14 protein-coding genes and 3 tRNA genes are annotated in these 14774 nt (G+C 68.2%); 8 read left to right on the top strand and 9 right to left on the bottom strand.

All coding sequences use genetic code 11. The features are described 5' to 3' along the window. Positions 1–20: 20 nt before the first annotated feature. From HQ325_RS00275 to HQ325_RS00260, 4 genes are all read right to left on the bottom strand, one after another. The gene (locus HQ325_RS00275; RefSeq protein WP_308014196.1) at positions 21–809 is read right to left on the bottom strand and encodes a crotonase/enoyl-CoA hydratase family protein; all 789 of its coding nucleotides are present in this window, start codon (positions 807–809) and stop codon (positions 21–23) included. A 121-nt stretch (positions 810–930) separates the two neighbouring features. Beyond that, positions 931–1006: transfer RNA gene (locus HQ325_RS00270), tRNA-Arg, on the bottom strand. Between the two features lie 43 nt (positions 1007–1049). Continuing rightward, positions 1050–1139: transfer RNA gene (locus HQ325_RS00265), tRNA-Ser, on the bottom strand. A 94-nt stretch (positions 1140–1233) separates the two neighbouring features. Continuing rightward, positions 1234–1947, bottom strand: coding sequence for a dienelactone hydrolase family protein (locus HQ325_RS00260; RefSeq protein WP_222626236.1), 714 nt, complete (start codon positions 1945–1947; stop codon positions 1234–1236). Between the two features lie 92 nt (positions 1948–2039). Between HQ325_RS00260 and hisC the strand changes: the two genes are divergently transcribed. Next, entirely contained in the window at positions 2040–3104 is a 1065-nt protein-coding gene (hisC, locus tag HQ325_RS00255) for a histidinol-phosphate transaminase (RefSeq protein WP_222626235.1), read from the top strand. 252 nt (positions 3105–3356) lie between these two features. Here the strand turns inward: hisC and HQ325_RS00250 are convergent, their stop codons facing one another. After that, positions 3357–4373 carry an alpha/beta hydrolase family protein gene (locus tag HQ325_RS00250; protein WP_222626234.1) on the bottom strand — a complete coding sequence of 339 codons (1017 nt, stop codon included), beginning with the start codon at positions 4371–4373 and terminating at the stop codon, positions 3357–3359. 547 nt (positions 4374–4920) lie between these two features. Between HQ325_RS00250 and HQ325_RS00245 the strand changes: the two genes are divergently transcribed. Further along, on the top strand, positions 4921–6177 hold the full coding sequence (locus HQ325_RS00245) for a CdaR family transcriptional regulator (RefSeq protein WP_261779499.1): 1257 nt from the start codon (positions 4921–4923) through the stop codon (positions 6175–6177). A gap of 67 nt (positions 6178–6244) precedes the next feature. On the opposite strand, the gene HQ325_RS00240 is transcribed toward HQ325_RS00245, so the two are convergent. The 3 genes from HQ325_RS00240 to HQ325_RS00230 form a co-directional block, all read right to left on the bottom strand. Beyond that, positions 6245–6334, bottom strand: a tRNA-Ser gene (locus HQ325_RS00240). 10 nt (positions 6335–6344) lie between these two features. Further along, the gene (locus tag HQ325_RS00235; RefSeq protein WP_222626233.1) at positions 6345–6851 is read right to left on the bottom strand and encodes a MarR family winged helix-turn-helix transcriptional regulator; all 507 of its coding nucleotides are present in this window, start codon (positions 6849–6851) and stop codon (positions 6345–6347) included. Between the two features lie 50 nt (positions 6852–6901). After that, positions 6902–8077 (bottom strand): alpha-hydroxy-acid oxidizing protein, encoded by a 1176-nt coding sequence (locus HQ325_RS00230; RefSeq protein WP_308014195.1) that lies wholly within the window; start codon positions 8075–8077, stop codon positions 6902–6904. A gap of 79 nt (positions 8078–8156) precedes the next feature. Here HQ325_RS00230 and mgrA point away from each other — a divergent pair, with 79 nt between their 5' ends. Together mgrA and HQ325_RS00220 are read left to right on the top strand one after the other, a co-directional pair. Next, on the top strand, positions 8157–9203 hold the full coding sequence (gene mgrA / locus HQ325_RS00225) for an L-glyceraldehyde 3-phosphate reductase (RefSeq protein WP_222626232.1): 1047 nt from the start codon (positions 8157–8159) through the stop codon (positions 9201–9203). A gap of 20 nt (positions 9204–9223) precedes the next feature. Beyond that, entirely contained in the window at positions 9224–10213 is a 990-nt protein-coding gene (locus HQ325_RS00220) for an NAD(P)H-quinone oxidoreductase (RefSeq protein ID WP_222626231.1), read from the top strand. Positions 10214–10223: 10 nt separating this feature from the next. On the opposite strand, the gene HQ325_RS00215 is transcribed toward HQ325_RS00220, so the two are convergent. Beyond that, a complete protein-coding gene (locus HQ325_RS00215; protein WP_222626230.1) occupies positions 10224–11426 on the bottom strand; it encodes a cysteine desulfurase-like protein in 1203 nt (400 codons plus the stop codon). Positions 11427–11520: 94 nt separating this feature from the next. Here HQ325_RS00215 and HQ325_RS00210 point away from each other — a divergent pair, with 94 nt between their 5' ends. The 4 genes from HQ325_RS00210 to HQ325_RS00195 are packed head-to-tail and all read left to right on the top strand — an operon-like array spanning position 11521 to position 14755. Continuing rightward, on the top strand, positions 11521–12132 hold the full coding sequence (locus HQ325_RS00210) for a bacterial proteasome activator family protein (protein WP_051613544.1): 612 nt from the start codon (positions 11521–11523) through the stop codon (positions 12130–12132). 27 nt (positions 12133–12159) lie between these two features. Next, entirely contained in the window at positions 12160–13035 is an 876-nt protein-coding gene (locus tag HQ325_RS00205) for an ABC transporter permease (RefSeq protein ID WP_222626229.1), read from the top strand. A gap of 15 nt (positions 13036–13050) precedes the next feature. Continuing rightward, complete coding sequence (locus tag HQ325_RS00200; protein ID WP_222626228.1) at positions 13051–13875, top strand: ABC transporter ATP-binding protein; 825 nt, start codon at positions 13051–13053, stop codon at positions 13873–13875. After that, on the top strand, positions 13868–14755 hold the full coding sequence (locus HQ325_RS00195) for a glycosyltransferase (protein WP_222626227.1): 888 nt from the start codon (positions 13868–13870) through the stop codon (positions 14753–14755). The genes HQ325_RS00200 and HQ325_RS00195 overlap by 8 nt, the downstream gene beginning before the upstream one ends. The last annotated feature ends 19 nt before the right edge of the window (positions 14756–14774 follow it).

The raw sequence follows: 14774 nt of genomic DNA, 5'->3' as shown, positions 1-14774 counted from the left end.
TGGTGTGAATCTGATGAGTATCACCTGCCGGTGAAGGTGGCCTGCCGTCTCTCGACGAACGACAGCATCCCCTCGGCCGCGTCGGCCGTCGAGAACAGTGCCCGGATGCCGGGGAGCAGCTGCGCCGCCGCGGCGGCGTCCCCCTCGATCAGGCTGCGATGAGCGGACTCCAGCGTGGCCCGCACACCGAGCGGCGCAGCGGACTCCGCGATGCGGTGTGCGAGCTCGATCGCGCGCTCGATCGCCGCGGCGGGATTCGCACAGACCTCCTGCACGAGCCCGATGCGACGAGCCTCCTCGGCATCGAACTCGTCTCCGGTGAGCATCCACCGCATGGCGTTCCCCCAGCCGGTCTCGCGAGGAAACCGCAGGGTCGCCCCGCCGAACGGGTAGATACCGCGCTGAACTTCCATCTGAGAGAAACGCGTTCCGGCTGCGGCGACCCGGATGTCGGACGCCAGCAGCAGTTCGATGCCGAGCGTCATGCACCATCCGTGCACCGCCGCCACCACCGGAGTGGTCCACGTTCCGTCGAGGCGCCACGGATCCCGCCCACCCTCAGCGAACGGCAGACGATCGCCCGTCAGATGCTGGGCGACGTCCACGAGATCGAGACCGGCGGTGAAGTGCTCACCGTGAGCGAAGAGGAGTCCGGCACGGAGGTCGTCGTCCGCCTCCAGCATTCCGTACGCCGTGGACAGCTCGCGGATCATGTCGGTGGTGAAGGAGTTCCGCTTCGACGGCCTGTTCAGCCCGATGTGCAGGACGTGCCCACGCGATTCGACAGTGATGGTCTGGAACTCGGTCACGACACACTCCCCCTGTGGCGGGCCGGAACCCGGTTCTATGTTTCATCACATAGTACACAGAGGTGCCGGACCCGTACATGCAGAAAGCCGGCACCAGGATGATCCTGGTACCGGCTCTCTGTGGTGCGCCCGAAGGGATTCGAACCCCTAACCTCCTGATCCGTAGTCAGGTGCTCTATCCGTTGAGCTACGGGCGCATGCTGTGGTGCTGTTCAGTTGTCCTCCGACCGAAGTCGAAAGTGGCGGAGGCGAGAGGATTTGAACCTCCGGACCCGGTGAAGGGTCAAGTCATTAGCAGTGACTCCCATTCGGCCGCTCTGGCACGCCTCCTGGACCTCTTTCGAGGGCACCGGTCCTTGCGAACCGCCGAGAAGGAAGATTACACACGCCCCGGAGTAGACGCAAAACGGCTGGTGGGGCGGTCTTATCGGAGATGACTGTCGAACCAGTCGAAGATGCGACGCTGGGCGTCGACGATCGCCTCCTCGCCGGCCGACTCCTCCGACACGGCGGATTCCTCGTCCGCACGATGCTCGACGCCGGCGTAACTGACGACGAGCGTGGCGACGGACGCCTTCGACACGGCCTCCTGCAACTGCTCCACGTGCTCCACGGGAGTGCGGACGTCGTCGCGTCCGTAGAGACCGAGCCAGGGCGCCTTGAGGGATGCCGCCGCGTCGACGAGAGCGAGCGCATCCGTGGTCAGCGCCTCGACGATGCCGGGAGCCGCGACACTCACCGCCGCACCGATGGCTCGATCGGTGGCCACCAGGGCGGCTGCGGTTCCGGCGTCGTCGAATCCGATGACGCCGATGCAGTCGGTCGGAACGCCCCGGCTCTGCATCCAGTCGACGGTGGCGTCGAAGTCCTCGAACAACGGCGTGCCGAATACCTCGTCGTCCCCTGCTGCCCGGTGGAACAGGTGCGGCGCTGCGACCAGCCAGCCGTCGGCGGCCAGGGAGCGCATGAACTCGAGCAGTGCCTGCGGGAGCTCACGCGCCTCGTGCAACACGACGATGCCGCCGCGAGCCCTGCTGTCCGGCTCGAACGCGGTGAGCGGCACGCGGTCGAGCGTGGCGGTGTCCGCACCCTCGTCGCGGGGGCGGATGGGCGCAGTGTCCTCGATGAGACCCGACATGGCTCCACGGTAATGGCACACAATGGCGAAAGCGAGGGTCGAGCGAGAGCCGCGACCACACTGTGTCCGACCGCCGCGCATAATCGGTGATCGTGACCCCACGCACGCGCCCCGACCTCGATGCCATCCCCGGTTACCTGCCCGGTCGCTCGTTCCCGGGCGCGATCAAACTCGCCAGCAACGAGACCACGGCCGGCCCGCTGCCCAGCGTTCGCGAGGCCATCGCCGACGCGGCGGCCGGAGTGAACCGCTATCCCGACAACCAGTCGACAGTCCTGGTCGAGGCGCTCGCGGACTTCCTCGACGTCCCGGCCACCACCGTCGCCGTCGGCTGCGGATCGGTCGCGCTGTGCCAGGAGCTGGTCCAGGTCACCTGCAACGCCGGGGACGAGGTCGTCTTCGGGTGGCGCTCGTTCGAGGCCTACCCCATCGTCACGCTCGTCGCCGGCGCCACCGCCGTGCGTGTGCCGCTCACTCACGACGACGTGCACGACCTCGACGCGATGGCCGCAGCAGTGACGGACAGGACCCGTCTCATGTTCGTGTGCAACCCGAACAACCCGACGGGCACCGTGGTGGACCCCGCCGACCTCGAACGGTTCCTCGACGCGATCCCCGACCACATCGTCGTGGTGCTGGACGAGGCCTACTTCGAGTACACCGACCGCGCGATCGACGGCGTGGAGATCGGACGAACCCGGCCCAACGTCGTGGTGCTGCGGACGTTCTCGAAGGCCTACGGCCTCGCCGGACTGCGGGTGGGGTACGCCGTCGGAGCACCGTCGATCATCACGTCGATGAAGAAGGTGCACACCGCGTTCAGCGTGAGCAGTGTCGCGCAGAGTGGCGCCGTCGCGTCGCTCGCGGCCTCGGACGAACTGCTGGCACGCACGGCCACCGTGACGGCCGAGCGGTCGCGGTTACGGGACTCGTTGCGCGGCATGGGATTCCACGTACCCGAGTCGTCGGCGAACTTCGTCTGGATCCCGCTGGGCGCGGAGTCGGGCGACTTCTCCGCAGCGTCCACCGAGGCCGGTGTCATCGTCCGCGCCTACGGAGACGACGGAGTGCGCGTGACGGTGGGCGACCCGCACGAGAACGACGCGTTCCTCGCGTTCGCCGCGTCGGCCACCGAGACGTTCGCGGCGGCGCACTGAGGAGTGTGTGCACACCCCTGGCGGTGAGTGAACACCCTCAGCAGCCGGCAGGAAGGGGTGTCTGGTTGACACAGAGGGTGTGCACACCCCCGGCGGCCGGGTGGGTCGACGCGCCCGGCTCGGGCCCGCGCCGCGAGACGTTCGCGGCGGCGCACCAGGGAGTGTGTGCACACCCCTGGCGGTGAGTGAACACCCTCAGCAGCCGGCAGGAAAGGGTGTGCGGTCGCCGGAGACTGCGTACGCCCCTGACAGCTACAGGCCGAGCGCCCTGGCGACGACGGGCCAGGAGTTGTGCATCTCGTCCTGCCAGTAGCGCCAGGAGTGCGTGCCGTACGGCTTGAACACGATGGTCGCCGGGACGCCCGCCGCGCGGAGCGTGTCGGCGAAGCCGGTGGTGCAGATGTTCGCGGCCGCCTCGAGGGGACCGCCGACGGTGAGCGCGTCGATGATCGCCTCACCGAAACCGCCGCCCGCCTCGTACGGTCCGGGGAACCCGTTACCCGTCGACAGGTAGACCTGCTTGCCGCGCAGTGTCTCGACGCGGGTGCTGGGATCGTTCTCCGCCCACAGCGGATCCGTGTTCGCGCCCCACATGTTGGTCGCGTCGCCCCCGGTGGACCCGACGGTGGCTCGTACGGCGTTCTTGGTCTCGTTGGAGCGGTTGTCGTAGCAGCCGCTGAATCCGGCGATGCCCGTGTAGAGATCGGGATGCTTGGTCAGCAGGTTCATCGCGCCCTGCGCACCCATCGACAGCCCCATCAGCGCATTGACGCCGTTGCCGTCGAAGCGGGCGTCGATCAGCGGGGGCAGCTCCGAGGTCAGGAACGTCTCCCACTTGTTGACGCCGAGCACCGGATCGGGCTGAGCCCAGTCGGCGTAGTAGGCACCGCGGCCGCCGACGGGAAGGACGATGTTGGCGGCCTTGTCCGAGAAGAAGGACACCGCGTCCGTCTTCTGGGTCCAGGTGCTCTCGGTGTAGCCGGACTCCTCGCCGGCGCTGACCCCGTCGAGCATGTACAGCGACGGACGCGGTACCGATCGATCGGCGGGCAGCAGCACCTGGACCTGGATCTCGCGGTTCATCGAGGAGGAGAACACCGACATGACGGCCCGGCGATCGGTCGCCATGGTCACCGAGACCACCCGAGTAGGTGACGATGCGTCCACGGCCGGCGTCGGGGCGGCCGGCTGTGCACCCGCCACCGGCGCGGAGCCGAGAAGCGTCAGCGCAGCGAGGCACCCCGCGGCGAGCAGAGCGGGACGTCGCATCGACAGACCTTTCGTCCGGTATGGCTCGGCCGGAGCCACTGGTGACTGCCGACCGGACAGAGGCGCGCGGAGCGTGCCGCGAGCCCGAGGTACATCCACCAACTTACTAGCCGGTAGAAATGGCGCATTCAAGTCCAAAGGACTGCTCGTCGCCCTGTCTGCGGTCACAAGAACCGACGACGAGGACAGCAAGACCGTGAACCATGCCGGAAGCGTACCGCGTGACGGTGATCGTCCGGTGAACCGGACTTCCAGGCAGGTGACCGCCGTGTGACATTTCACTAAGTGGCACCTGGACAGTTGTGTGAAAGCAAGACAGAAGTAGGTGAAAATGCGACTTCTTTTGCCTCAACGGCCGTCACGGAGGCATGTCGTCGCAGGTCACGGCGGTTGGACTGACAACCGGAACACACACCGCCGTTGGCCTCAGCGCATACCGTGGCTCTCGAATAGGTATCTCGAAACAATCTCGGAACCCGTTAATGATTGTTACGGTACCCCGAGAACATGCACGACTGACATGAACTACACAGTCATGGGGGGATCGATGACCACACCGAAGACAGCTCCGAAGCCGCTTCCCGGACACATGGAAGCGGGCCTGATCGCCGGCACACGTTCCAATTCTCTGGCGATGAGCGATCTGCGAGGGGTGGCGCGTCATCTGGTCGATCACTTCCAGGCGAACACCCCGTGCGGGACGCTCCCCGGCGAGCTCCTGCACGGCGACGTCACCGAGGTCACGGTCAAGTGCCTGGGTCTCGCCGTCCGCATGCTCGAGTCGGGCAAGACGCCGTCGGACAAGGACCTCGCGAACGTTCACGACGCGGCCGCTCGCTGGGCACGCGAAGGGGTGCCGCTGCGGTCGATCCTGCGCGCCTACCACGACGGGTTCCGCTTCGGACTCACTCTCGTCAACCGTGATGCCAAGGCCCAGAACATCGAGAACGTCACCGACAACTCCCTCGTCCTGGTGAGCCTCCTCGAGGCCGTCACCACCGAGGTGTCCATGGCGTACGTGGAGGAGTACCGCTCCGTCGCGTCCGAGCACCACACCGCCACGCACACACTCGTGACCACGTTGCTCAGCGGCGGTCAGAACGCGCTGTCCACCGCGCAGCAGTGCGGCATCGACCTCGCCGACGAGTACCTCGTCCTGGCGCTGCACTTCCCGCAGCACCCCGACGAGGCGAATCCGGTCGTCGACCGCACCGTGTCCGCACGGCGCAAGCTCCGCCGTATCCAGGCGGAGTTGGCAACCATGTGCGGCAAGTCGCCGCTGGCACTGCTCAGCACCGACGGCGGCACCGTGCTCCTGCCCGCACCGCGCGAGCGCGAGTGGGTGGACACCCTCATCGAGCGCCTGTCCCGGGCCGGCGAGATCCCGATCACCGCCACCATGACGTCCGCCGAGCGCGAGGACATTCCGGGCGCCGCCGAGCACGTCTACGAACTGCTCTCGCTCACACGGCAACTCGGCCGACCGGCGGGGATGTACCGCACCGAGGACCTGGTGCTCGAATATCAGCTCACCCGTCCGGGCCGCGGTCGCGAACAGCTGCTCCGCGCCCTGAAGCCCCTCGACGACGCCCCCGAGCTGCTCGACACGCTGACGTCGTACATCGGCCACGAGCTCAACCGCCAGCGCACCGCGCGGCACCTGTTCGTGCACGCCAACACCGTCGACTACCGCCTCAAGCGCATCGGTCAGCTCACCGGTATCGACCCGAGCGTGCCCTCGGGACTGCGCTACCTGCAGGCCGCCATCGTGGCCCGCGGACTGGCTGCAGCGAAGCTGAAGTAGCGCGGCGCCGACAGACACGAACGCCCCCTCCGGACAGAGGGGGCGTTCGTCGTCGCTCACATCGCGCTGGCGGAAGCGGAGGGATTTGAACCCCCGGACGCTTTCACACGTCTCTCGCTTTCAAGGCGAGTGCATTGGGCCGCTCTGCCACGCTTCCGCGATCGATACTAGTGGTCTCCCGCGAGCAGTCGTCGATCGACCTTCTCGAACACCTCGGCCATCATCGCGAGTTCGTCGGCCGTGAGCAGATCGATCAGGCATCGCCGCACCGCGGCGACGTGCGAGGGTGCCGCCGCGGCCAGGCGGGCACGACCGTCGTCCGTGATGACGGCCAGGACACCACGCCCGTCCTCGTCGCAGGTGTCTCGAACGACCAAGCCCTGCTCCTGCATTCGGCGGATCTGATGCGTGAGCCGGCTCCTCGACGAGAGCACGCCGTCGGCGAGCAGACTCATCCGCAGCGAACCGTCGGGAGCCTCGCTCAGGCGCACCAGGATGCGGTACTCGGCCAGCGTCAGCCCCTCCCGCGTGTGCAGGTCGCGGTTCAGGGTGTCCATGAGGCGGTAGTCGGCATCGATGAACGCTCGCCACGCGCGGGCCTCCGCCTCGGTCAACCAGGCCACCGGCGGGGCCGCGGTCTGTGACTCCTCGGGACGCGCACTGTGAACGACCATGACGGAAGGCTAGACCGCGGTGACCCCCGCGCGTGCCGACCTGCGCATCTTCAGGACCGGTACAGAATCGACCTGTCCACCGCGGTGACCGACGACAGCCCGGCCAGTCCCATGGTGATGTCGAGATCGCCGAGCAGGCACCGAAGGGCATGCACGACACCCTCACGCCCCGCGAGTCCCAGGCCGTACACCCACGGCCGCCCGTAGAACACCGCGTCGGCGCCGAGGGCCAGCGCGACCACCACGTCGGCGCCGGAGCGGATGCCGGAATCGAGCAGCACGGTCGCGTGATCCCCGACGGCCGCGGCGACGGGTTCGAGCGCGTCCAGCGCGGCGATCGAGTTGTCCACCTGTCGCCCACCGTGATTGGAGACGACGACACCGTCGGCACCCGCGTCGACGACGGCGCGGGCGTCGTCGGGGTGCAGGATGCCTTTGACCACGACGGGAAGATGGGTCCATTCACGCACCCGCGCGACGTCGGACGGGCGCAGCGTGTGGTTCCCGAACATTCCGACCCAGGTGAGCACCGCGATCTGCAGCGCCTCGGCGCTCTCCTCCGGCGGCGAGGCCAGGCGTGAGCGGAAGACCGGATCGGACAGGTAGTTCGCGATGCCCTCCGCGCGGAGGAAGGGGAGGTGTCCGAGCGTGAGATCGCGTGGACGCCAGCCGATCCCGGGTGTGTCCGCCGTGACGACGATGACCTTCGCACCCGCCGCGGTGGCACGACGCACCAGCGACTCCGCGACGCCGTCGTCCGACGGCCAGTAGAGCTGGTACCACCAGTTCTCGCCGGATTCCGCTGCGACGTCCTCGAGTGGGGTGGACGACGCGGTGGACAGCACCGAGCCGATCCCGAGCTCGGCAGCGGCCGACCCGACGGCGGGTTCCGCCGCAGGGTGCACCATGCCGAGGACACCGATGGGCGCGGTGAGCACCGGTGCGGAGAGGGTCGTCCCCAACACGGTCACCGACAGATCGCGGGCGTCCGGCGCGCTGGCACCGCGCCACATCCGCGGGACGATCCTGCGGGAGGCGAACGCGTCGACGTTCCCGCGGGCCGTGCGCTCCGTGGACGCACTCCCGGCGATGTACGCGAAGGCGGCGGCGGACAGAGTCTCGCGCGCCCGCGCTTCCAGACCATCCGCCGTCATCGGCAGGTCGGGGGTCGCTCCGCCGAGCCCGGTCAGGTAGATCTCGTTCTGAAAATTGCCGAAAGTGCTCACACACGAACGCTAGCGAACGCGCGCGCCCGGCAGCACGATTTCGCGCAGCCGACCGTCGGATCTCCGGCAGGATGGCATCATGCCGGATCCCTATGTCGCCTCGCCCGACCGCTACGACACAGACCGCCCGAACGCGATGCCCTACCGCCGTACCGGTGAGAGCGGACTGAAGCTGCCCGCCATCTCGCTCGGGCTGTGGCACAACTTCGGCGACGACGTGCCGCTCGCCACCCAGAGGGCCGTGTTGCGCCGCGCATTCGACCTCGGCATCACCCACTTCGACCTCGCCAACAACTACGGGCCGCCCTACGGCAGCGCGGAGATCAACTTCGGCCGCATCCTGCGGGAGGACTTCGGGCCGTACCGCGACGAGCTGGTCGTCTCGACCAAGGCCGGGTGGGACATGTGGCCGGGCCCGTACGGCTTCGGCGGGTCGCGCAAGTACCTGCTCAGCTCACTGGACCGCTCGCTCGAGCGCATGGGGATCGACAGTGTCGACATCTTCTACAGCCACCGCCCCGACAAGGACACGCCCGTCGAGGAGACCGCGGGCGCGCTGGTCAGTGCCGTCGAGCAGGGCAAGGCGCGCTACGTGGGCATCAGCTCGTACTCGGCGGCGCGCACCCGCCAGATGGCGGCTCTGCTCTCCGATGCCGGAGTGCCGCTGCTGATCCACCAGCCGAGTTACTCGATGCTCAATCGCTGGATCGAGTCCGATCTGTTGCCGGCCGTCGACGAGCTCGGGGTCGGCGTCATCGCGTTCTCCCCTCTCGCACAGGGCATGCTGACCGACAAGTACCTCGGCGGCATCCCCGACGAGTCGCGAGCGGCACAGGGCAAGTCGCTCGATCCCGAGTGGCTGACCGAGGACATGCGCGGGCATCTGAACGCGTTGAACGACATCGCCGCGGCGCGGGGGCAGTCGCTCGCCCAGATGTCGTTGGCCTGGGCGTTGCGCGACCCGCGGGTCACGACGGTGCTGATCGGCGCCTCGTCCGTCGAGCAGCTCGACGACAACGTGGGGGCACTCGCGCGACTCCGCTTCGACGACGACGAGCTGAGCCGCATCGACGAACACGCCACCGAGGCCGGGATCAATCTGTGGGAGGAACCCTCCCGCATCTGAGGGCGGCATACGATCGAGACGTGCATGCCATCACGTCGACCGAGTACGGCGACCCCGAGGTCATGGTCTGGACCGAGGTACCCGATCCGGTGCCCGGCCCGGGCGAGGTCCTGATCGCGGTGTCCGCATCCGCCGTCAACCGCGCCGATCTGCAGCAACGGCAGGGCAACTACCCGCCGCCCGCCGGCGCCTCGGACGTGCTGGGGCTCGAGTGCTCCGGTGTGATCGCCGACGTCGGCGAGGACGTGACCGCATGGAAGGTCGGCGACCGGGTCTGCGCGCTGCTCGCCGGCGGCGGCTACGCCGAGCAGGTCGTCGTGCCGGCCGGACAGGTGCTGCCCGTTCCCGACGGGCTCGACCTGCACGTCGCCGCATCGCTGCCCGAGGTCGCGTGCACGGTGTGGTCCAACGTGGTCATGTACGCCGGCCTGTCCGCCGGGGACACGCTGTTGATCCACGGGGGTGGCAGCGGCATCGGCACGCACGCCATTCAGGTTGCCAAAGCCCTCGGCGCGCGCGTCGCGGTGACCGCAGGCTCGGCGGAGAAGCTCGAGATCTGCCGATCCTTCGGTGCGGACATCCTGATCGACTACACGTCCACGGATTTCGTCGAGGAGATCCGTTCCGCGACGGACGGCCACGGCGCCGACGTCGTGCTCGACAACATGGGTGCGAAGTATCTGGCTCGCAACATCTCCGCGCTCGCCATGGACGGGCGCCTCGTCACCATCGGCATGCAGGGCGGCCGAGTCGCGGAGTTCGATTTCGGCGCGCTGATGGCCAGGCGCGGCAGTGTGCACTGCGCCGGGTTGCGGGCGCGCCCCCTCACCGGCCCGGGCGGCAAGGCCGACATCGTGCGCCAGGTGCGCGAGCACGTGTGGCCGATGATCGCCGACGGCGCGGTCGTGCCCGTCGTCCACGCGGAGGTGCCGGTCACGGACGCACCACACGCTCATCGCATGCTCGACGACCACTCCACCGTGGGCAAGGTGATCCTGCGCGTCCGCTGACGGGGACAGATCAGGTCAGCGTCTCGAGAACCGTGATCAGCTGATCGATCTCGTGACGCGTCGTGTACGGGGCGAGACCCACCGTGATCGCGCCGCCGGCGTCCGCGACGCCCAGCGACTCGAGCAGGCGGCTGCCGCCGTGCAGACCACCGACCACGTCGATCCTGTTGTCCGCCAGTCGCGCCGCCACCTTGTCGGAGTCGACGCCGTCCACGCTGATGCTCAGGCAGGGGACGCGACTGGACGCCTGACCGATGGCCATGACGTGCGGCAGCGCCGCCACGCGTTCCTGCAGGTACTCGAAGAGCCGGTCCTGGTAGTCCTGCAGCGAGCCGATGGACATCTCGAGGCGCTGTCGACGTGTTCCGCTCGCGTTCTCGTCGAGGGCCGCGAGACAGTCGATGGACGCGGTCATGCCCGCGAGCAGCGAGTAGTGCAGACCGGCGACCTCGAGCCGCGCAGGGCCCTTCGCGTCGGTGTCGAGTGACTGCGACGGCAACCGATCGAGAAGCTCGGGATCCCGGAACACCAGCGCTCCGACGCGAGGCCCGCCCCAGGCCGCGGCGTTGACGGCCACGACGTCCGCCCGGAGTTCCTCGATGTCGAGTACCGCGTAGGGAGCCGCACCGACAGCGTCGACGACCAGCAGTCCGCCGGCGTCGTGCACGAGGTCGGCGGCGACACGGACGTCGGGAGCCGACCCCACCACCGTCGACGCCGCAGTCAGCGCGACGAGGCGGGTGTTCGCGGCGATGAGCTCACCGAACTGCCAACTGGGGAGCTCGCACGTCTCGATGTCCACCTCGGCCCACTGCACCTGGGCGCCGTACCGATTGGCGATACGCAACCAGGGCGCCACGTTCGCCTCGTCGTCCAGCCGGGACAGGACGATGCCCGTCCCGAGGCCGAGGCGCGTGCTGAGGGCCTCCGCGAGAGCGGTCAGGAGGATGCCGTGGTCCGGACCGAGGACCACACCCTCGGGGGATCCACCGACCAGATCTGCGACGGCCTGCCGAGCGTCGTCGGCGACCCTCGCGCTGCGCTGCGCGTAGGGGTGCCGACCGATGTGCGTCGATGCGGTCCCGCGGAAGGTGGTGGACACGGCCGTGGCCACCCGGTCGGGGATCTGCATGCCCAGCTGCGGATCGAGGTGGATCCAGCCGTCGCCGAGCGAGGGAAACAGCCCCCGTACGCGGGCGACGTCGTAGGTCATGCCGCACACTCTAGGCGCCGACGGCGACAGGGCGGGCACGCACGGGCACGCCCCGGACCCCACCCTGGTGAGCGACCCGGGTCAAGATGGGGACATGACGTCTTCACACGAGCAGAACTCGGACGGCGGCCGCGCGGACGACAGCGCAGACCACGTCGTCGTCATCGGGCCGGACGGGCAGCCGATCGCGCTCAGTCCCCGCGAGGCGGCGGCCGCCGCCGCCCGCGCGAACGTCACTGGGGCCGGCGATTCCTCGGACGGCGACGACCAGGAATCGCTGGCGGACATGGTCGAGCAACCCGCCAAGGTCATGCGCATCGGCACCATGATCAAGCAGCTCCTCGAGGAAGTTCGCGCGGCACCGCTGGACGACGCCAGCCGCACCCGTCTCAAGGAGATCCACACCTCCTCCATCCGTGAGCTCGAACAGGGCCTCGCTCCGGAGCTGCGCGACGAACTCCAACGTCTCGCGTTGCCCTTCGGCGAGGACGCGGTGCCGTCCGACGCCGAGCTCCGCATCGCCCAGGCCCAGCTGGTGGGCTGGCTCGAGGGACTGTTCCACGGCATCCAGACGGCGCTGTTCGCGCAGCAGATGGCGGCTCGCGCCCAGCTCGAGCAGATGCGTCAGGGCGCGCTGCCCCCCGGTGTGTCCATCGGCGGCGGCGGTCAGGGCCAGCACGGGCAGGGCACCGGCCAGTACCTCTGACGGTTCTCCTCTGTAGGGTCGTCGGTCGTGGCAGCACCAGCGATCGACTCGAACACCGGGGACTCGAACTCCGGCGGCGCACCCGCGTCCGATTCGCAGACGTTCCGCCGGGCCGTTCGCGACCTCAGGCAGGGGTACGGCCAGCGTGAGCTGTGGCTCAGCCTCGGGTGGCAGGACATCAAGCAGCGGTACCGGCGCTCCGTCATCGGCCCGTTCTGGATCACCATCGCCACAGGTGTGCAGGCCGTCGCCATGGGCCTGCTGTACTCGGTTCTGCTCGACATCGATCTGAAGTCGTTCCTGCCCCACGTCACCGTCGGCCTCATCATCTGGAACCTCATCAGTGCGTCGATCCTCGAGGGTGCCGACGTGTTCGTGGCCAATGAGGGGTTGATCAAGCAGCTGCCCTCGGCACTGAGCGTGCACATCTACCGCCTCGTCTGGCGCCAGGTGCTGCTCCTCGGCCACAACATGCTGATCTACCTGATCATGCTGGCGGTGTTCCGCCCCGAGCTGCACTGGACCATCGTCATGGCGATTCCGGCGTTCGGTCTGATCGTCGTGAACATGGTGTGGGTGTCGTTGCTGTTCGGCATCATCGCCACCCGCTACCGCGATCTGTCCCCGATCCTCGGCAGCGTCGTCACGTTGCTGTTCTTCATGACGCCGATCGTGTGGACCACGGCGAACCTGCAGAAGATGGGCGGCGCCGCGGCGGACCGCGCTCGGCTCGTCGAGATCAATCCCCTGTTCCACTACCTGGACATCCTGCGTGCACCCCTGATCGGCGAGGACCAGCAGGCGTACCACTGGTACATCGTGCTGGCGTTCACCGTGGTCGGCCTGGCCGTCACCATGGTGGCGATGCGTACGTTCCGGGCCCGCGTGCCCTACTGGGTCTGATCGGACGAGACACACATGACAGTCAGCATCGAGACGCACGGCGCGTGCGTCGACTTTCCCATCTTCGACGCCAAGACGCGGTCGCTCAAGAAGGCGTTCCTCGGCAAGGCCGGCGGCACGATCGGACGTAACGGCAGCGACGTCGTCGTGGTGGAAGCATTGCGGGACATCACGCTGTCGCTGAAGGAAGGCGACCGCGTCGGGCTCGTCGGGCACAACGGAGCCGGCAAGTCGACGCTTCTGCGACTGCTCGCGGGCATCTACGAACCCACCCGCGGCAGTGCCATCGTGCGGGGTCGCGTCGCGCCGGTCTTCGACCTGGGCGTCGGCATGGACCCGGAGATCTCCGGCTACGAGAACATCATCATCCGCGGGCTGTTCCTGGGCCAGACGCGCAAACAGATGATGTCCAAGGTGGACGAGATCGCCGACTTCACGGAGCTCGGTGAGTACCTCGACATGCCGCTGCGCACCTACTCGACCGGCATGCGCGTGCGCATCGCGATGGGCGTCGTCACCAGCATCGACCCGGAGATCCTGCTTCTCGACGAGGGCATCGGCGCCGTCGACGCCGACTTCATGAAGAAGGCCCGCATCAGGTTGCAGCAACTGGTCGCACGGTCCGGCATCCTCGTCTTCGCCTCGCACTCCAACGAGTTCCTCGCCCAGCTCTGCGATTCCGCGATGTGGATCGATCACGGCCACGTACGGCAGCAGGGGGGTATCGAGGAGGTCGTGCGGTCGTACGAGGGCGACGACGCGGGAGACCACGTCGCGCACGTCATTCGTGAGCTGGAGGCCGCGGATCGTGGCCAGGCCGATCACGACCCGCATGCCTGAGTTCATCGTCGGCGTGGTGGTCACCCACCGGCGCCGCGAGCTGCTGGCCCAGTCCCTCGCCGTCCTGACGTCGCAGACCCGTCCGCTCGACCATCTGATCGTGGTGGACAACGCGAACGAGACCGCGGTCCGCGAGCGCGTCGAGAGCGCGGCCGTGCCGACCACCTACCTCGGGAGCAAGCACAACCTCGGCGGGGCCGGTGGCTTCGCGCTGGGGATGCTGCACGCGCTGTCTCTCGGTGCCGAGCGGGTCTGGCTCGCCGACGACGACGGCAGGCCGGAAGGACCGGACGTCCTCGCCACCCTCCTCGACTGCGCGGTGCGGCACGGTCTCGACGAGGTCTCCCCCGTCGTGTGCGACATCGACGATCCCGATCACCTGGCCTTCCCGCTGCGGCGCGGCACCGCGTGGCGACGGTGGCGGTCCGAACTCGGTGACGAGGAGTTGTTGCCGTCCTATGCGTCGCTGTTCAACGGCGCGCTGTTCTCGGCCGCCGCGATCGACGCCGTCGGGGTCCCCGATCTCCGTCTCTTCGTCCGCGGCGACGAGGTGGAGATCCACCGTCGCCTCACCCGCTCGGGGCTGGCGTTCGGCACGTGCCTGCAGACCGCCTACCTCCATCCGAACGGCGCCGACGAGTTCAAGCCGATCCTCGGTGGCCGGATGCACACGCAGTATCCGGACGACGCCACCAAGCGCTACTTCACCTACCGCAACCGCGGATACCTCATGGCTCAACCCGGCATGCGCAAACTGCTTCCGCAGGAATGGGTGCGCTTCGGGTGGTACTTCGTGGTCACTCGACGGGACCTCGGCGGTCTGCGCGAGTGGTTGCGTCTACGCAAACTCGGCCGGAATGAGTACTTCCGCAAACCCTGAACTACGGTATGTCCCCATG

This window comes from Rhodococcus sp. BP-349 (assembly GCF_019835845.1).
In the GTDB taxonomy this organism is placed as follows: domain Bacteria; phylum Actinomycetota; class Actinomycetes; order Mycobacteriales; family Mycobacteriaceae; genus Rhodococcoides.
Note: the sequence above shows the minus strand (reverse complement) of the source record. Positions and strands in the feature narration are given on the sequence as shown.